This window comes from Stenotrophomonas sp. YJH_SMC_58, assembly GCF_059369635.1.
In genome coordinates this window covers 1-24,994 of sequence record NZ_JCAFSW010000008.1, presented here as the reverse complement: position 1 = coordinate 24,994, position 24,994 = coordinate 1, and the positions used below count along the sequence as shown (strand labels likewise).

The 24,994-nt window shown below is 68.4% G+C and carries 15 protein-coding genes; 8 read left to right on the top strand and 7 right to left on the bottom strand.

What is annotated here, in order from left to right:
• Nucleotides 1-145: 145 nt before the first annotated feature.
• Together mnmG and AC5P68_RS11805 are read right to left on the bottom strand one after the other, a co-directional pair.
• Nucleotides 146-2,035 carry a tRNA uridine-5-carboxymethylaminomethyl(34) synthesis enzyme MnmG gene (gene mnmG / locus AC5P68_RS11810; protein WP_495217046.1) on the bottom strand — a complete coding sequence of 630 codons (1,890 nt, stop codon included), beginning with the start codon at nucleotides 2,033-2,035 and terminating at the stop codon, nucleotides 146-148.
• Between the two features lie 550 nt (nucleotides 2,036-2,585).
• On the bottom strand, nucleotides 2,586-3,077 hold the full coding sequence (locus AC5P68_RS11805; protein ID WP_005411522.1) for a hypothetical protein: 492 nt from the start codon (nucleotides 3,075-3,077) through the stop codon (nucleotides 2,586-2,588).
• 159 nt (nucleotides 3,078-3,236) lie between these two features.
• Here AC5P68_RS11805 and AC5P68_RS11800 point away from each other — a divergent pair, with 159 nt between their 5' ends.
• Together AC5P68_RS11800 and AC5P68_RS11795 are read left to right on the top strand one after the other, a co-directional pair.
• A complete protein-coding gene (locus tag AC5P68_RS11800; protein ID WP_495217044.1) occupies nucleotides 3,237-4,199 on the top strand; it encodes a pyridoxal-phosphate dependent enzyme in 963 nt (320 codons plus the stop codon).
• Entirely contained in the window at nucleotides 4,184-4,828 is a 645-nt protein-coding gene (locus tag AC5P68_RS11795) for a YdcF family protein (protein ID WP_024958800.1), read from the top strand. Before AC5P68_RS11800 ends, AC5P68_RS11795 begins: the two co-directional genes overlap by 16 nt.
• Nucleotides 4,829-5,644: 816 nt before the next feature.
• Here the strand turns inward: AC5P68_RS11795 and bioC are convergent.
• The 5 genes from bioC to bioB form a co-directional block, all read right to left on the bottom strand.
• Nucleotides 5,645-6,529, bottom strand: a complete 885-nt coding sequence (bioC, locus tag AC5P68_RS11790; protein WP_005414800.1) for a malonyl-ACP O-methyltransferase BioC — start codon at nucleotides 6,527-6,529, stop codon at nucleotides 5,645-5,647.
• A gap of 12 nt (nucleotides 6,530-6,541) precedes the next feature.
• Entirely contained in the window at nucleotides 6,542-7,321 is a 780-nt protein-coding gene (locus AC5P68_RS11785) for an SDR family oxidoreductase (RefSeq protein WP_049453741.1), read from the bottom strand.
• Nucleotides 7,322-7,350: 29 nt separating this feature from the next.
• The gene (bioH, locus tag AC5P68_RS11780; protein ID WP_033833757.1) at nucleotides 7,351-8,130 is read right to left on the bottom strand and encodes a pimeloyl-ACP methyl ester esterase BioH; all 780 of its coding nucleotides are present in this window, start codon (nucleotides 8,128-8,130) and stop codon (nucleotides 7,351-7,353) included.
• Nucleotides 8,131-8,147: 17 nt separating this feature from the next.
• Nucleotides 8,148-9,371, bottom strand: coding sequence for an 8-amino-7-oxononanoate synthase (gene bioF / locus AC5P68_RS11775; protein ID WP_049433592.1), 1,224 nt, complete (start codon nucleotides 9,369-9,371; stop codon nucleotides 8,148-8,150).
• Nucleotides 9,372-9,438: 67 nt separating this feature from the next.
• A complete protein-coding gene (gene bioB / locus AC5P68_RS11770) occupies nucleotides 9,439-10,482 on the bottom strand; it encodes a biotin synthase BioB (protein ID WP_005414796.1) in 1,044 nt (347 codons plus the stop codon).
• A gap of 204 nt (nucleotides 10,483-10,686) precedes the next feature.
• Here bioB and AC5P68_RS11765 point away from each other — a divergent pair, with 204 nt between their 5' ends.
• The 6 genes from AC5P68_RS11765 to AC5P68_RS11740 form a co-directional block, all read left to right on the top strand.
• Nucleotides 10,687-12,057: a chloride channel protein gene (locus tag AC5P68_RS11765; RefSeq protein ID WP_231522636.1), complete on the top strand. Its 1,371-nt coding sequence runs from the start codon at nucleotides 10,687-10,689 to the stop codon at nucleotides 12,055-12,057.
• A gap of 68 nt (nucleotides 12,058-12,125) precedes the next feature.
• The gene (locus tag AC5P68_RS11760; protein WP_032964538.1) at nucleotides 12,126-12,581 is read left to right on the top strand and encodes a hypothetical protein; all 456 of its coding nucleotides are present in this window, start codon (nucleotides 12,126-12,128) and stop codon (nucleotides 12,579-12,581) included.
• 194 nt (nucleotides 12,582-12,775) lie between these two features.
• Nucleotides 12,776-13,945 carry an L-dopachrome tautomerase-related protein gene (locus AC5P68_RS11755; protein WP_049433593.1) on the top strand — a complete coding sequence of 390 codons (1,170 nt, stop codon included), beginning with the start codon at nucleotides 12,776-12,778 and terminating at the stop codon, nucleotides 13,943-13,945.
• Nucleotides 13,946-14,033: 88 nt separating this feature from the next.
• Nucleotides 14,034-14,723, top strand: a complete 690-nt coding sequence (locus AC5P68_RS11750) for a ComF family protein (RefSeq protein WP_049433587.1) — start codon at nucleotides 14,034-14,036, stop codon at nucleotides 14,721-14,723.
• Between the two features lie 256 nt (nucleotides 14,724-14,979).
• On the top strand, nucleotides 14,980-16,662 hold the full coding sequence (locus tag AC5P68_RS11745; protein WP_231522637.1) for a ShlB/FhaC/HecB family hemolysin secretion/activation protein: 1,683 nt from the start codon (nucleotides 14,980-14,982) through the stop codon (nucleotides 16,660-16,662).
• A gap of 85 nt (nucleotides 16,663-16,747) precedes the next feature.
• The coding region (locus AC5P68_RS11740) for a two-partner secretion domain-containing protein (protein ID WP_495217135.1) at nucleotides 16,748-24,994 on the top strand (8,247 nt) is incomplete at its 3' end.

Genomic DNA, 24,994 nt, shown 5'->3' with positions numbered 1-24,994 from the left:
TCCGCTCCGGTAGGTGCCGACCTTGGTCGGCACAAATGCATGCAGCATCGCGATCTGATGATTCGTGCCGACCAGGGTCGGCACCCACCAGGGCAGACTCATGTGCCGACCAAGGTCGGCACCCACCAGAAGCAGGTGCGACCGCTTATGCCACGCGGCCGCGGCGCGCCCGCTCCAGATGCACCAGCAGCAGCGAGATCGCTGCCGGGGTCATGCCCGGGATGCGCTGCGCCTGGCCGATGGTCTGCGGGCGCACGCGCTCCAGCTTCTGCAGCGCTTCGGCCGACAGCCCGCGTACCGTCGCATAATCGAAGGCTTCAGCGATCGGCGTGGCTTCGTGCCGCTGCTGGCGCTCGATTTCCTCGCGCTGGCGATCTAGGTAGCCGGCGTACTTCACGCCGATCTCCACCTGCTCGGCCACCTTGGCGTCGGCCACGGCCGGGCCCAGCGACGGCACCTGCATCAGCTGCGCGTAATCCAGCTCGGGGCGCTTGATCAGGTCCAGCACATTGGTTTCGCGGCTGACCGCCACGCCCAGCGTGTCCTGTACCTCGCGGCCCAGCGCATTGGCCGGGGTCGCCCACAGTGCGCCCAGGCGCGCGCGCTCGGCGGCGACGGCAGCCTGCTTGGTCTCGAACGCGCTCCAGCGATGGTCATCCACCAGGCCCATTTCGCGGCCGGCGGGGGTCAGGCGCTGGTCGGCATTGTCCTCGCGCAGCTGCAGGCGGTATTCGGCGCGGCTGGTGAACATGCGGTAGGGCTCGTTGGTGCCGTGGGTGATCAGGTCATCCACCAGCACGCCCAGGTACGCCTCGTCGCGGCGCGGGCACCAGCCATCCAGTCCACGTACCTGGCGTGCGGCGTTGAGGCCGGCCAGCAGGCCCTGCGCGGCCGCTTCTTCATAGCCGGTGGTGCCGTTGATCTGGCCGGCGAAGAACAGGCCGTTGACCAGCTTGGTCTCCAGCGAGGCCTTCAGCCAGCGCGGATCGAAGAAGTCGTACTCGATCGCGTAGCCGGGGCGGGTGATGTGCGCGTTCTCGAAACCACGGATGCTGCGCACCATCTCCAGCTGCACGTCGAAGGGCAGCGAGGTGGAGATGCCGTTGGGGTAGATCTCGACGATGCCCAGGCCTTCGGGTTCGACGAAGATCTGGTGGCTGGCCTTCTCGGCGAAGCGCACCACCTTGTCCTCGATGGACGGGCAGTAGCGCGGGCCGATGCCTTCGATCTGGCCGCTGTACAGCGGCGAGCGATGCAGCGCGTCGCGGATGATCTGGTGGGTCTGTTCGGTGGTGTGGGTGATCCAGCAGCTGACCTGCTGCGGATGCTCGTCCACCGAGCCGAGGAAGGACATCACCGGGCGCGGCGAATCACCGGGCTGTTCGTCCATCACGCTGTAGTCCAGCGAGCGGCCATCGATGCGCGGCGGCGTGCCGGTCTTCAGGCGGTCCACCTGGAACGGGCGCTCGCGCAGGCGCGCGGCCAGCGTGGTGGCCGGCGGGTCGCCCATGCGGCCGGCGGCGTACTGGGTGGGGCCCACGTGGATCTTGCCGGCGAGGAAGGTACCGGCCGTCAGCACCACGGCCCCGGCGTCGAAACGCAGGCCGGTCTGGGTGATGACGCCGCGCACGGCGTCGCCTTCGATGACCAGATCGTCCACTGCGGCTTGGAACACGGTCAGGTTGGCCTGGCCTTCGACGATGGCGCGGATCGCCATGCGGTACAGGTTGCGATCGGCTTGGCAACGGGTGGCACGCACGGCCGGGCCCTTGGAGGCGTTCAACGTGCGCCACTGGATGCCGGCGCGGTCGGCGGCATGCGCCATCGCACCGCCCAGGGCGTCGATTTCCTTGACCAGGTGGCCCTTGCCGATGCCGCCGATGGCCGGGTTGCAGCTCATCGCGCCCACCGTTTCGATGTTGTGGGTCAGCAGCAGGGTGCGCACGCCGGTGCGGGCCGCGGCCAGCGCGGCTTCGGTGCCAGCGTGGCCACCGCCGATGACGATGACGTCGTAACGATGGAAGGACGGATTCATGGGGGCTGTTCAGCTGGGGGCGGGCGCGGCCGGGGGGGCGGCGCCGGGGTGGCGATTTTAGCGCCATTCGGGTCCGGGACGTCGGCACCGGTCGGCCGGCGCCGAAATCAGCCCTAAAGTTGGCAGGATTTTTGCAGATAACCCAATAGCACCCACCGTGGCTGGCGCCGTAGGCGCCCGTGACCGGAATTGGAACAGGGGCCGGTACAGGCGCACGGTGGGGGAGCAGAGGGCCGGCAGTCGGGGGACTGTCCGGCCCTGTTTTTTTGGGGTGCCGGGAAAGGCCCCGTCCACGCATGGCGTGGATCTACTGACGCTGGGTCTCTCGCCGGTTGGCGGCCCGGCAAAACAAACGGCCCCGCATTGCGGGGCCGTCTGCCTTCAGAGGTGCCGACATCCGACAGGGCCGGAACAGGGGGGATCCAGATGTTCCTGTCGGATATCGACGTAGAGCTTTTTGCGGCGGCCCGTGTCGTTTTTGTCACTTTGTGACGCGGGCCGTCACTGTCCGCGTAGATTGCGGCTTGGACCGTGTGAAATGCAAGACGGTTCAGCGCTCAACTGTGCGCTGCGTCGCACGATCCATGTTGCGCCAGGGGGAACCGTTCATCCTCGGCGCACTCGGTGCCGGGGACGGGCGGGCCTGCGGCGCGGGCGACGGCGGCTGCATGTTCGATTGCGGCGGGCGGCGCATCGAATCCATGTTCCGCCACGGGGAACCGCCGTTGTACGACGGCCGCGGCGGCGGCGGCGGACGATTCTCGCCACCGTTGCCGGGCGGACGCGGCGGCGGGCGGTGGTTGTGCGGTGGGCGGTAGATCGGGCGCGAGTAGTACGGGTTGCCATAGCCGCCGTAATAGCCGCCATAGCCACCGTAGTACGGGTAGCCGTAGTTGTAGGGATAGCCGGCCGGGTAGCGGTACTCCACCGACGGCGCGCCGTGGTAGTAGCCGCCACCGCGGCCACCGCCTACATAATCGTAGGTGGTGCAGCCAGTCAGGCCCAACAACAGGCCACCGGCAAGCAACAGGCGCATTTTCATGGTGGGTCCCCCCAGAGGACGGATGTGCAGCCAGCTTCGTGCGCGGGCATTGAATCGGCCCTTAATTCGGCTGGCCAGGATGAATGGAGGCGTAGGCCTGCATGCTGGCATGACCTGTGCCCCGGTCGCCAGCGCGGGGGCATACGTTAATCTTGCGTCATGAGCGATTCACTGTTGCCCCGCGCCGATGATGTCCTGCTTGCTGCTGCGAGGATTGCCCCGCATGCCAGCGTGACCCCGGTGCTGCGCTCGCGCACCCTCGATGCAATGACCGGCGCGCAGTTGGCCTTCAAGGCCGAGCACCTGCAGCGTGGTGGCGCATTCAAGTTCCGTGGTGCCTGCAATGCGGTGTGGTCGCTGGATGCCGATCGCGCCAGTGCTGGCGTGGTGACCCATTCCTCCGGCAACCACGGCGCCGCGCTGGCCCTGGCCGCACGCACCCGGGGCATCCCCTGCCATGTGGTGGTGCCGGAGGGGGCGGTGGCCGCCAAGCTGGCCAACATCGCCCGCCACGGCGCCACGCTCTGGCGCTGCCCGCCGACCATCGCCGACCGCGAGGCCACCTGCGCCAAGGTGCTGGCCGATACCGGCGCAACCCTGGTGCATCCCTATACGAACCCGGCGGTGATGGCCGGGCAGGGCACCGCGGCCCTGGAACTGCTGCACAGCGACGGCCCGTTCGACGCGCTGGTGGTGCCGGTGGGCGGCGGTGGCCTGGCCAGCGGTACCGCGCTGGCCCTGCAGCATGCCAGTCCGCAGACCCGGCTGATCCTGGCCGAGCCGGCCGGCGCCGATGACACCGCGCGCTCGCTGGCCATCGGCGAGCGCCAGGGTGCGTTCACCCCGGACACCATCTGCGATGGCCTGCGTACTCTGATCGGCGCGCCCAATTTCGAGTTGCTGCGCGCCGCCGGTGCCGAGGCGATCGTGGTCGATGACGCCGCGACGCTGGCGGCGATGCGCCTGCTGTGGGACGTGCTCAAGCAGGTGGTGGAGCCCTCTTCGGCCACCGTGCTGGCTGCGGTGCTGGCGCAGCCGCAGCGCTTCGCCGGCCTGCGCGTGGGCCTGGTGTTGTCCGGCGGCAACGTCGACCTGCCAGCGCTGCGCTGGGGGGCGGCGTGAGCCGCGGGCGGCACCGCGAACGCACCGGCCTGCTGGGCTGGTTGTGGCGGCTGTTCGTGCTGCTGGTGATCTGGCTGCTGGGCGTGACCGCCTGGATCGTCTGGGTGGGTGAACGCGACCAGGCCGCCAAGGCCGACGCCATCATCGTGCTGGGTGCGGCCGCCTATGACGCCAAGCCGTCACCGGTGTTCGAAGAACGCATCCGCCACGGGCTGGATCTGTATGAAGCACGCTATGCGCCGCTGCTGATCTTCACCGGTGGCTATGGCGGCACCGGTGCGCGCTTCTCCGAGTCGCAGGTGGCGCGGCGCTACGCGCTGAAGCATGGCGTGCCGGACGATGCGATCCTGATCGAAACCGCTTCGCGCAATACCGTGCAGAACCTGGTTGAAGCCAAGCGGCTGATGGACCAGCGCGGCCTGCACCGGGTGATCGTCGTCAGCGATCCGCTGCACATGGCGCGCGCGCTGCGCCTGAGCAAGGCGCTCGGCATCGATGCGCTGGCCTCGTCCACGCCCAGCACGCGCTTCCGCAGCTTCCATACCAGCTGGCGCTTCCTGGTGCAGGAAATCTATTTCTTCCACCGCGACCTGGTGCGCCCGCCGTTGAGTTCGCCGGCCAATACCTGAGGGCGGAAGCCTGCGTTGGGCGCGGCGTCGCATTGGGTAGTGCCGGCCGCTGGCCGGCAGATGCCCACCATGGAATCGTGAGGTTGCCGGCCAGCGGCCGGCACTACCAGACGATCAGGTCTGCTTGCGGCGGATCGGAATCGCCGACACCGCTCGGAACTGGTAGGTGCCAACCTTGGTTGGGACCATCTGTCAGATCGCGATGCTGCCGGCACTGTGCCGACCAAGGGCGGCACCCACCAGAGCGATTCGCGTATGGCGTCGCATTGGGTAGTGCCGGCCGCTGGCCGGCAGATGCCCACCATGGAATCGTGATGTTGCCGGCCAGCGGCCGGCACTACCAGACGATCAGGTCTGTTTGCGGCGGATCGGAATCGCCGACAACGCCCGAATTTGGTGGGTGCCAACCTTGGTTGGCACCATCTGTCAGATCGCGATGCTGCCGGCACTGTGCCGACCAAGGGCGGCACCCACCAGAGCGATTCGCGTATGGCGTCGCATTGGGTAGTGCCGGCCGCTGGCCGGCAGATGCCCACCATGGAATCGTGAGGTTGCCGGCCAGCGGCCGGCACTACCAGACGATCAGGTCTGCTTGCGGCGGATCGGAATCGCCGACACCGCCCGAATTTGGTGGGTGCCAACCTTGGTTGGCACCATCTGTCAGATCGCGATGCTGCCGGCACTGTGCCGACCAAGGGCGGCACCCACCAGAGCGATTCGCGTATGGCGTCGCATTTGGTAGTGCCGGCCGCTGGCCGGCAGATGCCCACCATGGAATCGTGAGGTTGCCGGCCAGCGGCCGGCACTACCAGACGATCAGGTCTGCTTGCGGCGGATCGGAATCGCCGACACCGGCACCGAGGCGACGTCATGCCCGCCTTCGCGGATCGGCGCGCCCGGATCCGGTGCCCAGGCGTGGGCGTAGATCACTTCCCAGCTGCTGGGCAGCTTGCCGTCGGCACGGCGCATCGGCTCGTATGCGGCGGCGGCAGCGGCGAAACGACCACGCCCGGTCAGCGTATGGCGGCGGTCCACCCGCGCGTTGGTCGCACCCATCGCGCGCAGCTCGCGCATCAGCGAGGGCAGGTCGTCGTAGGTCAGGGTGAACAGATCGCGGTCCAGCACCGGGTCGCGGAAGCCGGCCATCATCAGCGCGTCGCCGAACTGGGCGATCTGCGCGAAGCGGCTCACGTGCGGACGATCATCGGCGGCGGCGAACGCTTCGTTGAGTTCCACCAGGGTTTCCGGGCCGAAGGTCGAGCACAGCAGCAGGCCACCGGGCTTGAGCACGCGACGGAATCCGGCAAACACCGCCGGCAGGTCGTCCACCCACTGCAGGCACAGGTTGCTGAAGATCACATCCACGCTGTTGTCGGCCAGCGGCAGCGCGGCGGCATCGCCGCACAGGCGCTGGAACGGCTTCCACCACCCGGCCTGGCGCTTGGCCTGGTCCAGCATCGGCAGCGCCACATCCAGCGCGATCACCTGCGCCTTCGGCCAGCGCTTCTTCATCAACGCACTGGCATGGCCGGTACCCGCGCCGATGTCCAGCACCACCTCGGGCTTGCGTGCCTCCAGGTAGTCCAGCGATTCGATCAGTCGCGACTGCACCTCGCGCTGCAGGGCGGCGGCGGCGTCGTAGCTGCTGGCGGCACGCGCGAACGCGCGGCGGACGTGGCGGGCATCGAAGTGGGACGGCATTGCGAAAGTCTCTTAGAACGTACCGGGGTAGGCGCCGCCGTCGATCAGCAGGTTCTGCCCGGTGAGGTAACCGGCCTGCGCACTGCACAGGAAGGCGCAGGCGGCGCCGAACTCGTCCGGCGTGCCGAAGCGGCCGGCGGGAATCTGCTGGCGGCGGCGCTCGGCCACTTCGCCAGCATCGCCGTCCTTGCCCGCACTGTGGGCGAAGTTGGCGCGCAGGCGGTCGGTGTCGAACTGGCCGGGCAGCAGGTTGTTGATGGTGACGTTGTGGGCCACGGTGCGGCGCGACAGGCCGGCGACGAAACCGGTCAGGCCGCTGCGCGCGCCGTTGGACAGCGCCAGGATGTCGATCGGGGCCTTCACCGCCGACGAGGTGATGTTGACGATGCGGCCGAAGCCGCGCTCGATCATCGCGTCGACGGTGGCGCGGATCAGCGCGATCGGCGCCAGCATGTTGGCGTCCAGCGCGGCAATCCAGTCGTCGCGCTCGAAACTGCGGAAATCACCGGGCGGCGGACCACCGGCGTTGTTGACCAGGATGTCCACCTGCGGGCATGCGGCCAGTGCCGCAGCACGGCCGGCCTCGGTGGTGACATCGGCGGCAACCGCGCGCACCTCGGCAGCGGCGGGCACGGCACGCAGTTCTTCAGCGGCGGCCTGCAGCGCAGCGTCACCACGGGCCACGATCACCACGTTCACGCCCTCGCGCACCAGCGCACGCGCGCAACCCAGGCCCAATCCCTTGCTGGCGCCGCAGACCAGTGCCCAGCGGCCGTTGATGCCCAGATCCATGCGTCAGTCCTGCGGAATTCGGAAGGTGTTCATTGTCCGCCATCAGCCGGCGACAGGGCGGCAACGAAGTGTTGCAGGGCGGCGGCCACTTCGTCGGCATGGCCAAGGAACGGCGCGTGGCCGCCGTGGGCGATGGTCAGCGCCTGCGCACCCGGGGCCAGTGCTGCGGCGGCCTGCATCGCCACCGGAGACACCAGCCGGTCACGCTGGCCGGCGATCCACAGGCTGGGCTTGCCCAGCGTTGGCAGTGCGCCGCGCAGGTCAGTGCTTTCGAGCAGGCGCAGGCCTTCCAGCAGGGCGCGTTCGGTGGGCGCACCGCGCTCGACCAGGCGCTGGCGCAGGGTGCGCAGCTCCTCGCGGGCGTGTGCCGAGCCCATTACGTCCAGCGCGAGGAAGCGTTCCAGCGTGCCGCCGAAGTCGGTCGCCAGCTCGCGGCCGAACTGCTCGAACACCGCCGGCTCCACCGCGTGCGGCCAGTCATCGCCTCGCACGAAGCGCGGCGTGGCGGCGATCATCGCCAGCCCGCGCACCTTTGGCAGCGTGGCCGCCGCGTGCAATGCGAACAGGCCGCCCAGTGACCAGCCGCACCACACCGCCGGCGGCGTAGCCGCGGCAATGGCACCTACCACAAACGGCAGGCGCAGCGGCGTGGTGTCCTCGCGGCTGTGCCCATGGCCGGGCAGGTCGACCAGATGCAGGGTGAACTGGTCCGCAAGCCGCTGCACCAGCGGCGCGAACACGCCGCCCTGCAGAGCCCAACCGTGGATCAGCACCAGGTCCGGCCCACGGCCGGTGACGTCAATATGCATGGGCAACGACACGGAACTCAGGCAAAGACAGGCAGCGGCGGTGGCGCGGCTTCACGCACGGCCAGGGCCACGCGTTCGCGCGCGCTGGCGATGGCCTCGACCAGCCCCCGCACCTGTTCCGGCGTGTGCAGCGCAGACAGTGTCACCCGCAGGCGCGCCTTGCCTTCCGGCACGGTCGGCGGGCGGATCGCACCGACCAGCCAGCCGGCCTGTTCCAGCGCCGTGGACATGGCTACGGCGGTGTGGTCATCGCCGCACAGCAGCGGTTGGATCGGCGTGTCCGAAGCCATCAGGTCCAGCCCATAGCGGCGTGCTTCGCTGCGGAACAGCGCGATCAGGTCTGCCAGTTTGGAACGGCGCCAGTTGTCCCTGCGCGCCAGGCGCACCGCTTCAAGCGCAGCGGCGGCCATCGCTGGTGGCACGGCGGTGGTGTAGATGTACGGGCGTGCGGTCTCGGCCAGATGCTCGATCAGGTCGTCGCGGCCCAGCACCAGTGCACCCGAACCGCCCAGTGCCTTGCCCAGCGTGACCAGCTGCAGCGGCACATCGTCCACACCCAGCCCGGCGGCGGCCACGGCACCCCGGCCATCACCGACCACGCCTACACCGTGCGCATCATCCACATAGAACAGCGCCTGCTGCAGGCGTGCCACAAGCGACAATGCACGCAGCGGTGCGATGTCGCCATCCATGCTGAAAACACCATCGGTGGCCAGCATTGCCGCGCCATCGGGCGCATGCTTGAGCTGACGCATTGCGCCTTCCGCATCCAGATGCGGATAACGGCGCAGGCGTGCACCGGCCAACCGGGTGGCATCGAGCAGGCTGGCGTGGTTGAGCTTGTCCTGTACGCAGACATCGTTCTCTTCGCTCAGCAGCGCCTGCTGCACCGCCAGGTTGGCGGCGAAGCCACTGCCGAACAGCAGCGCACGCGGATAGCCAAGCCATTCGGCCACCTCGCGTTCCAGCGCCTCATGCAGGGCATGATGGCCGCAGACCAGGTGCGAGGCACCGGCGCCAGCGCCTTCGCGTGCGGCGGCGTCCTGCAGCGCGTTGACCACGCTGAACTGCTGGGCCAGGCCGAGGTAGTCGTTGCTGCAGAAGCCGGTCTGCCACTGGCCGTCCACTTCCAGGCGCACGCCATCGCGACGGGTGACCGTGCGTCGCGGGCGGCGACGGCCTTGGGCATCGCGCAGGGCGCGCTGGGCGTGGAGGCGGGCGGTCAGGTCGGGGCGGGCCATGGTGGCTGAATGCGTCGACGGGGCGGCTAGGGTAGCGCGTTGCCGCGGCGCCTGCTTGCGGCCCGTCTCAGGCCGCGTGAGCGCAGCCACAGCCGGGCGTATCGGCACTGATATCGGCGTGCACGGTGCCGCCGTGGTCGTGGCCCTCGGCATCCACCTGCACCGCCATCGGCTGCAGGCCCAGCCGGGCGAACAAGGCCAGGTCGCGCTCGCTCTCCGGGTTGCCGGTGGTCAGCAGTTTGTCGCCGTAGAAGATCGAGTTGGCACCGGCCAGGAAACACAGTGCCTGCAGTTCGTCACTCATCGCCTCGCGCCCGGCCGACAGCCGCACCATCGAGCGCGGCATGGCGATGCGCGCCACTGCGATCATGCGCACGAACTCGAAGGGGTCCAGCTCGGCACTGCCATGCAGCGGCGTGCCCGCCACCTGCACCAGCTTGTTGATCGGCACCGAATCGGGATGTGCCGGCAGCGAGGCCAGCGCCAGCAGCAGGCCGACGCGCTGCGCGCGCGTCTCGCCCATGCCGACGATGCCACCGCAGCAGGTCTTCAGGCCGGCATCGCGCACGTGCTCCAGCGTATCCAGACGGTCCTGGTACTGGCGCGTGTGGATGATCGAATCGTAGTAGTCCGGCGCGGTGTCGAGGTTGTGGTTGTAGTAGTCCAGGCCCGCATCCTTCAGCGCACGCGCCTGCTCGCCACTGAGCATGCCCAGCGTGGCGCAGGTCTCCAGGCCCAGCGCCTTCACCCCGGCGATCATCGCCGCCACCTTCGGAATGTCGCGGTCCTTCGGCGATCGCCACGCGGCACCCATGCAGAAGCGCGATGCACCGGCGGCCTTGGCCTGGCGCGCCTTGGCCAGCACCGCGTCGGTCTCCATCAGCTTCTGCGCGTTCACCCCGGTGCTGTAGCGCTGCGCCTGCGGGCAGTACGCGCAGTCTTCCGGGCAGCCTCCGGTCTTCACCGACAACAGCGTGGACACCTGCACCTGCGCCGGATCGAAGTGCTCGCGGTGCACCGCGGCGGCGCGGAACAGCAGCTCGGGAAACGGCAGATCGAACAGCGCCTGCAGTTCGTCGTGTTGCCAGTCGTGGCGGATGGCAGCAGCCATGGCGGGACCTTGGATACGAGTGGAGCGAGGGCGGCAGTGTGGGTGGGCGCGGGGAGGCTGTCAACCATTTGCATTTTAATTTGGTTTACAGATCGTCGGTGCAATAGAGCATCGAGCGAAGCGCCGCATTTCACCGCATGCTGCAAGGCGTCCAGCCACAGTGCCTGCTGCACAACGCAAGTGCTGGCGCGCAGACTCTTTCCCATGTTTGATCTTTACCACCTTCGTGGGCGCATCACCGCGCTGGTCCTCAGCGAGGCCTGGCGCCGCCGCGCCGCGCTGTGGGGCGGCGCGGTGGCCGTGGCACTGGTGGCGATCCTGTTTGCCAAGGCCAGCGATGCGGCCTTCCATCTGTTCCAGCGCATCACCTCGCACTCGCCGTGGTGGGCCCTGCTGCTCACGCCGGGCATCTTCGCGCTGCTGGCCTGGCTCACTTCCGGCGTGTTGAAGCCCACGCGGGGCAGCGGCATTCCGCAGGTCATCGCTGCGCTGGACAAGGCCGATGAGCCGTTCCGGAAAACCAACCTTTCCCCAGCGGTTTCGGCCGGCAAGCTGCTGCTGACTTCGCTGTCGCTTCTGGGTGGGGCATCGGTCGGGCGCGAGGGGCCCACCGTGCACGTAGGCGCAAGCCTGATGTATCTGTTCGGCCGCTGGTTCGGCTTCAAGGATCCCCGCGAGCTCTCGCACTTCCTGTTGGCCGGTGGCGCTGCCGGTATTGCGGCGGCGTTCAACACGCCGCTGGCCGGCATCGTCTTCGCCATCGAGGAGCTCAGCGGCCGTTTCGAACATCGCTTCTCCGGCACCCTGTTGACCGCGGTGATCGTCGGTGGCGTGGCATCGCTCGGTCTGTTGGGCAATTACACCTACTTCGGCCATGTGAGCGCGCGTCTGCCGCTCGGCCAGGGCTGGCTGGCGATCCTGCTGTGCGGCGTGGTGGCGGGCCTGCTGGGCGGGCTGTTCGCACGTGCGGTACTGGCCAGCGCGGCGGGCCGTCCGCGTTGGCTGGGCCAGCTGCGGCAGCGGCATCCGGTATTGCTGGCCGCGGGCTGCGGCCTGGTGGTGGTCATGCTGGCCCTGGTGTTCGGCGAAGGCGCGTTCGGCACCGGTTACGAACAAGCGCGCAGCCTGGTGCAGGGCCAGGCGCTGGTCGGCCATGAGTTCGGGTTGATGAAGCTGCTGGCCAACCTGGCCTCGTACGTGGCGGGCATTCCCGGTGGCCTGTTCTCACCTGCGTTTGCGGTCGGCGCGGGACTCGGCCACAACCTGTCAGTGCTGATGCCGGGCGTGGACCCGCGCGCGTTCGTGTTGCTGGGCATGTGCGCCTACCTGACCGGTGTGACCCAGGCGCCACTGACCTCGGCGGTGATCTCGCTGGAGCTGACCGACAGCGGCGACCTGCTGTTGCCGATCCTGGCGACGGTGCTGATCGCGCGTGGTGTGTCCGGGCTGGTGTGCAGGGTACCGATCTATCGCGGGTTGGCGGAGCTGTTGATGGTGCCGAAAACGGCTGAAGATGTGGCTGTCGAGGCGCCTGCTGTGCGAACGTCCCGCACCCGCGAAAATGGAGATGGCTAGGAGCAATACAGCCTGGAGCAGCAATTCTCCTCCCAGAGGAGGTGTTGGCGACGTTACGGTGCTACTTCGTGACCGATGATGGCTCGCTTCCGGAAGTGGAGCTCGCCTACCGTGAGGCCGCCGGAACGGCCGATGCGTTCGCCTATCTGTTTGCCTGCGGTGCCCGCGTCGCGGGTTCTGGAAGCGTGCAGCTCTGGCACCGTGCGGAAGATCTTGGTCAGCCGTTCATGGGACCGGGCGACGCGCGACGCGTTCTCCAGGACGAAGTGGAACCCTTCCATGTCGGCCTTGCAGACATTGCCTGCGGCGGCGTTCTTCTGCCAGAACTGGGTGTGCTCGTCATGCGCCATGGGTTGACGCTGGATTACCGCATGGGAGCGTCATGGGGCCAGCGGGAGGTCCAGGCCTTCCTGCTCCTTCTGCACCAGTTGCAGCGGCGGGGGGGCGTGATGACCGTTCCCTGGTGGGGTGAAGAGGGCCAGCACAGGTTCGAAACCGCGTTGGCAGCCGTTGAGATTTCTTGACCGGGTTTGCCGCAAGGCAGGCACGCAACGGATAGACAACGATCATTGCTTCAATCAACGCAATCAATCAGCCCTCCATCTTCACTCCAGCAGTGAAGCTGATTCCGCGTTGCACCGTCTACCCGATGCCACGCGCGACGCAGAAGATGCGTCGACGCCGGGGCTGCACCCGGACCTGCATCGAGAGCGCGACCATGATCAACTGCCGTATCCGCAGCCTGGCGGCTGCCGTCCTGGCCCTGGCCAGTTCCCCCGCGCTGGCGATGTCCGGCGCGCCCCTGCTGCCCAGCGAGCGTAGCATCGGCACCCTCGAACCGGTGGCGCGTTTCGATGGCGCCATGCCCACCAGCGTGGCGGTATCTGAAACCGGGCGGATCTTCGTCAACTTCCCGCGCTGGGGCGATGAGGTGGCCTACAGCGTGGCCGAATGGCGCGACGGCCGCGCCGTTCCCTATCCGGATGCGCGCATCAACCGCAAGGACGGTCCCGATCCGGCGGCCCATTTCATCAGCGTGCAGAGCGTGGTGGCCGATGGCCAGGGCCGGTTGTGGGTGCTGGATACCGCCGCGCCCGGGTTCTCTGCGCCACAGGCCGGCGGTGCCAAACTGGTGGCGATCGACCTTGCCACCAACACCGTGGCCAGGACGCTGGTGTTCCCGGCCAACGTCATCGACGCGCGCACCTATGTCAACGATGTGCGCTTCGATTTCCGTGTTGGCCGCGAGGGCGTGGCCTACGTGACCGACTCGTCACTGAGCGGTATCGGCGGCATCATCGTGATCGACCTCGCCACTGGCGCCGCGTCCAAGCGACTGGTCGGCCACGTATCCACCTCGGCCGATGCCGCCTTCGTGCCGATCGTGGAAGGGCAGCAGATGCGGCTGCGTAACGCCGACGGTTCGTCGGCGCCGTTCACCGTGGCCGCCGATGGCATCGCCCTGTCGCCCGATGGTGGCACCCTGTTCTACACGCCCTTGTCCAGCCGTCATCTGTACAGCGTGCCGACCGCGCTGCTGCGCGACCCGAAGCTGAGTGAAGCGGAACTGGCGGCGGCGGTGGTCGACCTGGGCGACAAGGGCGCCTCCGATGGCATGGAGATGGACGCCAACGGGCGGCTGTATGCCAGCGACTACGAGCACAACGCCATCCATGCCCGCGACGCGCAGGGGCGATGGACGACGGTGGTGCACGACCCGCGCATCCTGTGGCCGGATACGCTGTCGATGGGGCCGGACGGCTATCTGTATTTCACCGCCAACCAGCTGCATCGACAGGCCGGCTTCAATGGTGGAGTGGATCGCCGGCAGACGCCGTACATGGTGTATCGCACCCGGGTGGATGCGAAGCCTGCGCCAACGCGGTGAAGTGCTCCGTAAACGGGTAAAGATGCCTACAGGTCAATGAGCGTGCGTCTGATGGCCTCGGGGCAGCGGCGCGGTCACGCTGTAGCGCATGCCGGCCCTGTTCAAGTCCACTCGCCTCCTGCAGGCGGCACTTCGCGTGCTGCTACCGCTGCGCTGCTTGGTCTGTGGCGAGCCGGGCCACGATGAACTTGACCTGTGCCGCGCCTGCTTTGCCGAACTGCCCTGGGCCGGCCGTGCCTGCCTGCGCTGCGCACTCCCGCTGCCCGGGAACGCCCTGATCGTCTGCGGAATCTGTCGCGAGGAGGTGCCGCCGCAGGCCGCCACACATGCCAGCCTGCTGTACCTTCCACCCGTCGATCAGCTGCTGGTGCGCTACAAGTTCCATCAGGATCTGGCGGCAGGTCGCCTGCTTGCGCACCTGATGCAGCGCGCACCACCCCCCTGGTCGTGCGCGCCGCTGGTGCCGGTGCCGCTGCATGGGCGGCGCCTGCGCCAGCGCGGCTACAACCAGGCCGCCGAGCTGTGCCGGTTGCTGCCGATGCCGGTCTGGCAGGGCCTCTACCGGCGCCGCCACACCGCGCCGCAGTCCGAACGCAGCGCAGAACAGCGCAGGGACAACCTCTTTGACGCATTCGGCACGCGCTTGTCGCCGCCGACACGGCTGACCGTGGTGGACGATGTGATGACCACCGGCAGCACAGTGATGGAAATCGCCGAGACGTTGCGGCTGGCCGGTGCCAGGGACGTGCGTGTATGGGTGTGCGCACGGGTGCCGTAACGGCCGCAGCGATTGACGACGTATGACGGCTGCTGAAGGATGCCCATCCTTCAGCGTGTGGTGCTCGACTGCGTCGCCGCAATGGGTACACGGATGCAAAGACCCTAAAGTTCCGCGCACTCCCGCCGATAGCGGTTGGCGGTCGAGTCGGTGCTGGCCGCATGTTCTCTCTGCACGATGTCTGTTCACAGCCCCAGGTCTGTACCAATGCTGGACAAGGAAGTCGTTGATGGGTAACAGAAGAGCAGGATGCAGCGTGCGTGCCGTTCTGGGCACTGCGGGACTGTTGTGGATCGGCGTCGTGCATGCACAGTCGGCCAGTCCCTCGTTCGCCGAGCAGCAGGAACTGCGTGAACGCGCCGAGCGCGAGGCGCGCGAGCGTGAGCAGCGGCAGGCATTGCCGGATGTATCACGCGAACAGCCGGCCGCTGCCACCGATCTGCATTCGCTGGAACTGCCGGACGAAGAACCGTGCTTCACCCTGCAGCAGCTGCAGCTTGACGGCGCGCATCTGGGGCAGTTCGCGTTCCTGCAGCGCTATCTCGACCGCTACCGTGGCCGCTGCGTGGGCCAGCAGGGCATCGCGCTGATCGTGCGGCGTGCTTCGGATCTGGCGCTGGCCAAGGGCTACGTGACCACCCGCATCGGCCTGCCCGAGCAGAGCCTGGGCAGCGGAACCCTGCGCCTGCAGCTGGTGCCGGGCGTGATCCGGCAGATCCGCTTCAACGCGGAAGAGGTACCCGATTCGATGTGGAAGAGTGCGTTTCCCGCGCGGCCGGGGGACGTACTCAATCTGCGCGCGTTGGAACAGGGCCTGGAGCAGCTCAAGCGAGTTCCGTCGCAGGACGTGAACATGGAACTGGTGCCGGGCGAGGCGCCCGGCGAGTCGGACGTGGTCATCAGCATCCGCCACGGCAAGCGATGGCGTGCCTCGGTGTCGCTGGATGATGCCGGCAGCCGTGCGACCGGAAAGCAGCAGGTCGGCGCGACCGCGTGGGTAGACAACCTGGCTCGCGTCAACGACCTGCTCAGCATTGGCGTCAGCAGCGACGGCAGTGCCGACAAGGGCCGGGGTAACCACGGCTTCAATGCATCGTGGTCGGTTCCGCTGGGCAACTGGCGTTTCAGCACCAGCACCTACAGCTCGCGCTACAAGCAGACCATCGCCAGCAACGCCGACACGTTCGCCAGCACCGGCACCTCCAGCAACGTCGACCTGGCCGTGGAACGGCTGCTGGTGCGTGGCCAGAGCTATCGCAGCGGCATCGAGCTGCGCGTGGCGCGACGGTCGTCGCACAGCTACGTGGAAGGCGTGGAGATCGAAGGCCAGCGCCGGCGTACCACCTCGGTCGAGCTGGCGCTGCTGCACCGCCAGTACCTGGGGCGGGTCCAGGCCGATATCCGCCTGGCGCACCGCCGCGGCGTGCCGTGGCTGGGAGGCGATGATGACGCCGTGGGCCGTGATGACCTGGCGCCGACGTTCCGCTATGGGCTGACCACGCTGGACATCGGCGCCGGTGGCGCCCTGACATCCGGGCCGCGTCCGCTGGCATGGAATACCGCGCTCCGCTACCAGTGGAGCAAGGACACGCTGTACGGCTCGGAGTTCATCAGCGTTGGTGGCCGCTATACCGTCAACGGCTTCGACGGCGAGGTGCCACTCGGCGGCAGCCGTGGCGGCTACTGGCGCAACAGCATCAGCTGGATGGCACATCGCGCCATCGCGCCCTATGCGGGCATCGATATCGGCCACATCGAGCGCGACGACCGCCAAGGTATCGGCGGCGGAACCCTCAGCGGCGCCCACCTGGGTGCACGTGGCGAGCTGGGCGGATTGGCGTGGGATGGCTTCGTCGGCGTACCGATGAGCCGCCCGGCTTGGCTCAAGCATGAGGCACGCGGTCACGTGATCGGATTCCGCGCGTCCTGGCAGTTCTGATTCGACTGGAAGCACCGTCGCCACGTGGCGACGTGATCGGGTTGTTGTGTGTGCAGTTCCCCCTGGGTTGATGGAAGCACCTGGCATGAAGAACGTATTCCGCAGTCTGTCCCTGTCCGCTTCGGGCGCCGGTTGGGCCACGCGCCTGCGCACCGCGATGGCGAGCGCCACCCTGGCATTGGCGTTCCTGGCCCCGGGCAGCTCGTTTGCCCAGGTGCAGGTACAGGCCGGCGAGCAGGCGCGGGCCGACCAGGCGGCGAACGGCGTGCCGGTCATCCAGATCAACCGGCCCAACGCGGGCGGCGTATCGCACAACCGCTTCCAGGACTACAACGTCGGGCGCGAGGGGCAGATCCTCAACAACAGCGCGAGCACCGTGCAGACCCAATTGGGTGGCTACATCCAGGGCAACGGCAACCTGCAGCCGGGCCAGTCGGCACGATTGATCCTCAATGAGGTGACATCCACCAACGCGTCGCGCCTGCAGGGCCACATCGAGGTGGCGGGGCGCTCGGCGGCGGTGATCGTCGCCAACCCCAATGGCATCACCTGCGATGGCTGCGGCTTCATCAATACCACCCGTGGCACGCTGACCACCGGCACCCCGGTGTTCGGCAACGATGGCAGCCTGTCTGCGTTCCGGGTGTCGCGCGGAACGATCCGCCTGGAAGGCAACGGCCTGGATGCCGGCAACCTGGAAGGCGTCGACCTGCTGGCCCGCGCGGTGCAGCTCAACGCGGGCCTTTGGGCGCGCCAGGTGAACGTGGTCACCGGCGCCAACCAGATCGATGCCCAGACCCTGGCGACGCAGGCGATCACCGGAGACGGCGAACGCCCGCAGTTCGGCCTGGATGTTGCCGCTCTCGGGGGCATGTATGCAGGCAAGATCCGGTTGGTCGGTACCGAGGCCGGCGTGGGCGTGCGCAGCACGGGCCAGATGGTGGCCGACGCAGGCGACTTCATCCTGACCCAGGCCGGCGATGTCCGCCTGAGCGGACGCACGGCGGCCGCAGGCCGCCTGCAGATCGAAACCGACGGTGACCTGAAGGCCGACGGCACCCAGTACGCGCAGGGAGATCTTCAGATCCGTGCCCGGCAGGCGTCGCTTGCCGGTTCGACGTCGGCGGGCGCTGCGTTGGCCGTACGCGCCAACCAGAATCTGGACCTGGCCGGCAGCGCGCAGGCCGCACAGATGCAGCTGGACGCCGGTGGCACGCTGACCCTGGCTGACACGGTGAAGAGCGCGGGCAGCATCGCGCTGGCTGCCGCGCAGGTGCAGAACCGTGCACAGGTGACCGCAGGTGCCGGGCTTGCCGTGCGCGCCGACACGCTGGCGCAGGACAAGGGCGCGCGCCTGGGCGCACAGGTGCTGGACGTGCAGGCCCGCCAGGTGGACAACGCCGGCCTGCTGCTGGGCAACCAGGGCGTACGGATGCAGGCCGCGCAGCTGCACAACGCCGGCCAGCTGTACAGCGACGCCGACGTCGAACTCGATGCGGCCAGCATCGACAACGAGGGCATCATCGGTGCCGGTGCCAACCTGCGTGCAGCGGCCGACCGCATCACCCAGCTGAAGGGTGCCGAGCTGTCTGCGGGCGGGCTGCTGAAGGTCCAGGCGCGCCAGCAGCTGGACAACGCCGGACGCATCCTCTCCGAGCAGGCGCTGGAACTGTCTGCCGGCGGCGTGGACAACCAAGGCACCCTTGAGGCCCGCCAGGCCACGCTGACGGTCGATCGTCTGCGCAACAGCGGCACGCTGCAGGCAGTGGACCTGCTGGCATTGAAGTCCAACGCACGCATCGACAATGACGCCACCGGCAGCATCCAGGGGGGCGAGGGCCTGCAGGTCGACGCGGATGTGCTGGACAACGCCGGCATCATCGGCAGCGCAGCCGATGCCCGTCTGTCCGTTGCCACGCTCGACAACCGCAACCGGCTTGAAGCCGGCGGCACCCTGACCCTGCAGGGCGGCGTCCTGCGCCAGCAGGCGGCCGCCACGGCGCTGGCGCGCGTGGTGGCCGTGGACGTGCAGAAGGTCATCAACGACGGTCGCCTGCATGGCCAGCAGGCAATGGACCTGCGCGCCACTGAGCTGAGCAACAGTGGTGTGATCTACGGTCGCGACCGCTCACAGCTGCGCACCACCACATTGGACAATGCCGGCGTGATCGCCAGCGACGGCACGCTGGACGTGCGCGCCGATGCATTGCACAACCGCGCCGGCGGCAACCTGTCCAGTGCGCAGTCGCTGCAGCTGGATGCGGTGACGCTGGACAACGCGGGTAACCTGTTCGCCAAGGGCGCGCTGACGGCCAAGGCCGATGTGATCGACAACCGTGGCGACCTCTACGGCGCCGGCGATGTCGATGTCACCGCGCGCGATTCGCTGGACAACCAGGGCAGCCTGGTGGCCGGCCAGGCGTTGCAGGTGCGGGGCCGGACCCTGCGCAGCCAGGGTGAACTGGGTAGCGAGCGTGGCAACGTGCAGCTCGACAGTGACCAGGCACTGGTGCTGGGCGGGCGGGCGCTGGCCGCCGGCACGCTCACCGCCCACGCAGGCGGCAGCCTGGAGCAGTCGGGCAAGGTCTTTGCGCAGCAGGGCGTCGCGCTGTCCGCCGACAGCGACGTGACGCTGAAGGGAACAATCGACAGCGCCGCCGATCTGCAGGTGCACAGCGGTGGCGACCTGGACAACCAGGCGGCGCTGTTCGCCAGCGGCGCGCTGTCGCTACAGGCCGCGCAGGCACTGCGCACGGCGGCCGACGTGCAGGCGCGCACCGTCACGCTGCAGGCCGCCCAGGCCAGCAATCGCGGGCGCGTGCTGGCCTCGGGTGACATCGAATTGCGGGCGGGGCAGATCGACAACAGCGGCGTGATCGTGGCGGGCCTGCTGGCCGACGGCAAGGTCGGCAGCACCGGCAGCGTCACCCTTGATGCGCGTCAGCAGCTGCGCAACGCCGGCCAGATCAACGCCGGCCAGCAGGTTCACCTGCTGGGCGACAGCCTGCTGCTGGAGGGTGGCCAGGTCTGGTCCGGTGGCACCCTGCTGGCGCAGGCGCGCAGCGGTGAGTGGCGCAATATCGGCGGCAGCCTGACCGCCATCGGTCTGCTCGACCTGCGTGCCACCGACCTGCTGCGCAATGCGGGCAGCCTGCAGGGCACGCGCATCGGCCTGTTGGCGGCCGCGCTGGACAACAGCGCCGGCGAACTGCTGCAGACCGGCACCAATCCGTTCGAGCTGAGCCTGTCAGGCGCGCTGCGCAACACCGGCGGGCGCATCGCCGCCAACGCCAGCAATGTCCATCTGCGGGCGGCGCAGCTGCTGAACCAGGGTGGCCGCATCGAGCATGCGGGCACGGGTGTGCTGAAGATCGAGACCGGCACGCTGGACAACAGCAATGCAGGCCTGATCGTCGGCAACGGCGAGGCGGACGTGGCCGTTGCCGGTCGCCTCGACAACAGCGGCGGTACGCTCACCGCAGGCAGCGGGGCACGCGTAGCCGGCACGGAGATCGTCAACACCGGTGGTCGGCTCGATGCTGGCGGCAACCTTACCGTGGACGCTGCCGGGGCGTTGGACAACCGCACTGGCACCATCGTGCAGCGCGGCGCCGGCCAGCTGCAGGTGCTGGCCTCCCAGCTGGACAACAGCAATGGCCTGCTGGGGGCCGAGGGCAATGCGCGCGTGACCAGCCGCACGGGCGACCTGCGCAACGTGGATGGCAACCTCTACGCCCGCCAGGAACTCGCGCTCGACGTGGCCGGTGCGCTGGCCAACCAGCGTGGCCTGGTCCACGGCGGCACCTCGCTGGATCTGCAGATCCGCCAGGCACTGGACAACAGCCAGGGCAACATCGAAGCACAGGGCCCTGCGAGTATCCGCGCTGCCTCAGTGGGCAACCGTGGCGGCCGCATCGTGGCCAACGGCACCGGGCAGCTGACGCTGGAATCGGCCGGTGCGCTGGACAACCGTGGCGGCACCCTGGGCAGTACCGGTGGTGCGCTGGCGCTGACCGCAGGCAGCGTGGACAACCGCGCCGAAGGCGGCCAGGCCAAGCTGGTGGCTGGAACCGACCTGCGCCTGCAGACCGCTTCGCTGGACAACGCCGGCAGCATGGTCCACGCCGCCAATACCCTGTACCTGGAGCGCGCAGGCGCACAGGTATTCAACGTTGGTGGCCAGCTCAGCGCAGGCAACCTGCTGCGCCTGGATCTTGCCGCGCTGGACAACAGCAACGGCCGGCTGCTCAGTCGCCAGAGCCAGCTGACGCTGGGCAGCCTGGCCAATGGTGGCGGCGAAATCAGCGCCTATGAAGCACTCGGCGCACGCCTGCAGGCCTTCAGCGGCATCGGCCGCCTGTTCGGCGGCAGCGAGCTGCGCCTGACGCTGGCGGGCGATTACGTGCATGGCAACGGCCAGCGCCTGGAGAGCAACGGACTGCTGAAGCTGGACGTTGCCGGCGCACTGGTCAACCAGGGGCGCCTGGAGAGCAAGGGCACCCTTGAAGTTTCGGCGGCCCGGATCGAGAACACCGCCGGTGCATTGCTCAATGCCACGGCAGGCAATGGCAGCGGCCGCGTTGTGCTGACCACGGCAGGTGACTTCAGCAACGCCGGTCGCGTTGACGGCGATACGGTGGAGGTGTCGGCTGCCAACATCACCAACACCGGCACCCTGATGGGCAACGCGCTGGAACTGCGCGCCTCGCGCATCACCAACGGCCGCGACCTGGGCAACACGCTGGTCGCACGCGATTACAACGAAGGGCTGATGGCGGCCACCGGCCGCATCAACCTGTATGCCAACTACATCGACAACCTCGACGGCGAGCTCTTCAGCCTGGGCGACATCCGCCTGCAGGGCTGGAACGGCGGCAACGCCCAGCAGATCCGCAACCGTTCCGGGCGCATCCAGGCCGAGAACGATCTGATCCTGGCTGCACTGGGCGTGGCCAACGAGCGTCGTGTGCTGGTCACCCAGCACAAGGTCTACAGCGGCAACGAAGGCGCTGCCGACCCGGACAGCGGGACGTTCAGGGTCGACGGCATCGACGGCCCGGCACCGCCGGGCAAGCTGTGCCCGGGCGACTGTGCCGTGCTGGAAGTCTGGACCGAGCACAAGGACCTGGTGCTGGAAGGCACCACCGTCATCGCCGCCAGCGCGGCATCGCAGCTGATTTCCGGTCGCGACATGCAGATGTCCGGCGGCTCGGTCGACAACCGGAACTCGGCCATCGCCGCCGGTCGCAACCTCTCGATCAACGGCCGCGGCTCATCCAACAGCGAAGACCCCAACGACTGGGCCGGCGTGGTCAACAACGAGGCGCTGGCCGGCTACAAGGTGGTCCAGCGTACGTCGACCATCGATTACACCTACCGCCCTTGCCCCAGCCGCTGCGACTTCGAGATCTATGGCGGCAGCCGCGCGCTGGGCACCAGCACGGTCACCAAGCAGGTCACGCTGGCCGGTGGCAATGCCAGCATCACCGCCGGCCGCAAGGTGCAGATCGAAGCGCGCGAGGTCAACAACGCCGTGGTCACCGCGCATAGCGGTGGCACGCCGCTGGACGTCGCCGGTTGGCAGGGCAACAACGCCTATGCACCCGAACTGGGCCAGCAGCAGGGCGCCGGCGCGGTCGGCGGCAATGCTGGCGCACCGGGTGCACAGCAGGGCGTGGCCACCGGGCCTGCCAGCGCGCAGGCGCAGGGTGCGGGAACGGCCGGTGATACCGGCTCCCCGGGCCCTGGACGTGTCACCACGGTGCCGCCGCCGCAGGTGGTGGGCAGCCCGCAGAATCCGCTGCCGGGCCTGTCGCTGCCCAGTGGCGGCCTGTACACGGTCAATCCGGGCAACCAGCGCTGGCTGGTGGAAACCGATCCGCGCTTCGCCAACTTCGGGCAGTGGATCGGCTCGGACTACATGTTCCAGCGCCTGAACCTGGACCCCGACAAGCAGCTGCGTCGGATGGGTGACGACTTCTACGAGCAGCGCCTGGTGATGGAACAGATCACTGGCCTGACCGGGCGTCGCTACCTGGATGCCGACCAAGGCGATGGCATGGGCCAGTACCGCGCCATGATGGATGCCGGCGTGAGCGAAGCCGCGCGCCAGCAGCTGAGCGTGGGCGTGGCGCTGTCGGCCGAACAGGTGGCCGCGCTCAACGAAGACATCGTGTGGATGGTCGCCCAGGAAGTGGATGGCCAGAAGGTGCTGGTGCCGGTGGTGTACCTGTCCCAGGCCACCGCCAACCGCCTGCAGCTGGGGGGCGCCGCCATCGCTGGCGAGTCGGTGGAGATCCGCGCCGGCAATGTGTCCAACCAGGGCATGATCCGCGCCGATGATCGATTGACCATCGATACCGGCAGCCTGCTCAACGATCGCGGTGGCATCTCCGCGGGCGGCAATGCCCGCATCACCGCCGTGGAGGACATCCTCAACAACAGCGGCCTGATCCAGGGCGGCAACGTGGCCCTGGTGGCCGGCCGCGACCTGAAGAGTGTCAGCGGCATCGACGTGGCCAGCATCCGCAGCAGCGGCAGCCTGGCGCTGGAAGCCGGACGTGACCTGGCACTGGTCGGTTCGCAGACCCGTGCCCGCGGCAACGCGGCGCTGGAGGCCGGCCGCGACCTCAACCTCACCACGCAGATGCAGGGCGATGGAAGTCTGCGTCGCACCACGCTGGACGTGGGCGGCGGCCTGTCGCTGGACGCCGGCCACGATCTGAACCTGACGGCAGTGACCGCCAAGGCCGGCGGCAGCGTCCATGCCACGGCCGGCAACGACATCAACCTCAACGCACTGACCACCACCGAACAGGGCGGCTGGGGCAGCAACCGCTACACGCGCGAAACCCTCAACGCCAGCGGCATCGAGGCTGGTGGCTCGCTGGGCATGCAGGCCGGGCAGGACGTGAACCTGCAGGCCGCGCAGCTGAAGGCCGGCGACGGCCTGGCCGTGGTGGCCGGGCGCGATCTCAACCTGCAGGCCGAAACCACCACCAACACCAGCCAGCAGCAGAGCCGTGGCAAGCGCTTCTCGCAGACCACGCAGAGCATGGACGAGACCGTGCACGGCACTTCGCTGCAGGCCGGCGGTGACATCGCGCTGGTGGCCGGGCGCGATGCCAACCTCACTGCCACGCAGGTCGGCAGCACCGACGGCGGCATCAGCATTGCCGCTACGCGCGACGTGAACCTGCTGGCGGCGCAGGAGGACCACAGCTGGGAGCAGGAAACCACGCGCAGGAAGAAGGGCCTGCTGTCGAGCAAGACCACCACCACTTACGACGCGACCCGGGACAGCCTGGTGGTGGGCACCACGCTCAGCGGCGAGACGGTGACCATCGGCGCCGGACGTGACGTCGTCGCGCAGGCGGCGCAGGTGGCTGCCACCGGTGATGTGGTGGTGGCCGCCACCCGCGACCTCACCATCGGCACGGCCACCTCCACGCACAGCGAAGAGCATGACAAGACCGTCAAGCGCTCGGGCGTGTTCGGCGGTGGTGGCTTCAACCTGACCATCGGCCAGAGCAAGCTGGAAAAGGGCCTGGAGATCGAGCAGAGCGCGCCACAGGGCAGCCTGATCGGCTCAACCGATGGGCGGGTCAACCTGAGCGCCGGCAACACGCTGCACATCACCGGTTCGGACGTGCTGTCGAAGACCGGTACGCAGCTGGTGGGCGGGCAGGTGGTGATCGACGCGGCACAGGGCACCACTGAGGTACACCAGAGCACCAAGCAGAAGAGTGCCGGCATCAACGTCGGCCTGACCGGCGGTGTGGTGGATGCCGCCCTGGCCGCCTACGGTGCGGCCAAGGCGGCCGGCAATGCGCAGGATGATCGCCTGAAGGCGCTGTACGCGGTGCAGGCGGCCAATGCCGCCGCTGGCGTGGGCGGCGCCATGCAGCAAGGTGCTTCCGGCGCCACCGACGGCGTGAGCCTGCGCATCGGCATCGGCGCCTCCAGCTCCAGTGCCAGCCAGACCAGCCACGACCAGTCGGCGGTGGGCAGCACCATCCGCAGCCAGGGCGACGTCAGCATCGTCGCCACCGCCGGTGACCTGAACATCATCGGCAGCCAGGTGAAGGGTGACAACGTGGCGCTGGCCGCGCGGGACAACATCACCCTGCGCAGCGAAGCGGAAGACCACACGCAGTCGTCGAAGAACAAGAGCGGCAGCGGTGAGATCGGTTTCAGCATCGGCGCGCAGACCGGTTGGTACGTGTCGGCCAGCACCGCCAAGGGCAAGGGCAGCGGCAACGGCACCACGCATGTTGAAACCGTGGTGGACGCCGACCGCAACCTGACCGTCATCAGTGGCAAGGACACCACG

What these genes read in the sequence shown, in the direction of transcription:
- bioC (WP_005414800.1), bottom strand. Translation starts at nt 6,529, where the DNA reads ATGCCGTCCCACTTCGATGCCCGCCACGTCCGCCGCGCGTTCGCGCGT.
- bioH (WP_033833757.1), bottom strand. Translation starts at nt 8,130, where the DNA reads ATGCATATTGACGTCACCGGCCGTGGGCCGGACCTGGTGCTGATCCAC.
- AC5P68_RS11765 (WP_231522636.1), top strand. Translation starts at nt 10,687, where the DNA reads ATGTTTGATCTTTACCACCTTCGTGGGCGCATCACCGCGCTGGTCCTC.
- bioB (WP_005414796.1), bottom strand. Translation starts at nt 10,482, where the DNA reads ATGGCTGCTGCCATCCGCCACGACTGGCAACACGACGAACTGCAGGCG.
- mnmG (WP_495217046.1), bottom strand. Translation starts at nt 2,035, where the DNA reads ATGAATCCGTCCTTCCATCGTTACGACGTCATCGTCATCGGCGGTGGC.
- AC5P68_RS11800 (WP_495217044.1), top strand. Translation starts at nt 3,237, where the DNA reads ATGAGCGATTCACTGTTGCCCCGCGCCGATGATGTCCTGCTTGCTGCT.
- AC5P68_RS11750 (WP_049433587.1), top strand. Translation starts at nt 14,034, where the DNA reads ATGCCGGCCCTGTTCAAGTCCACTCGCCTCCTGCAGGCGGCACTTCGC.
- AC5P68_RS11785 (WP_049453741.1), bottom strand. Translation starts at nt 7,321, where the DNA reads ATGGATCTGGGCATCAACGGCCGCTGGGCACTGGTCTGCGGCGCCAGC.
- AC5P68_RS11805 (WP_005411522.1), bottom strand. Translation starts at nt 3,077, where the DNA reads ATGAAAATGCGCCTGTTGCTTGCCGGTGGCCTGTTGTTGGGCCTGACT.
- AC5P68_RS11755 (WP_049433593.1), top strand. Translation starts at nt 12,776, where the DNA reads ATGATCAACTGCCGTATCCGCAGCCTGGCGGCTGCCGTCCTGGCCCTG.
- bioF (WP_049433592.1), bottom strand. Translation starts at nt 9,371, where the DNA reads ATGGCCCGCCCCGACCTGACCGCCCGCCTCCACGCCCAGCGCGCCCTG.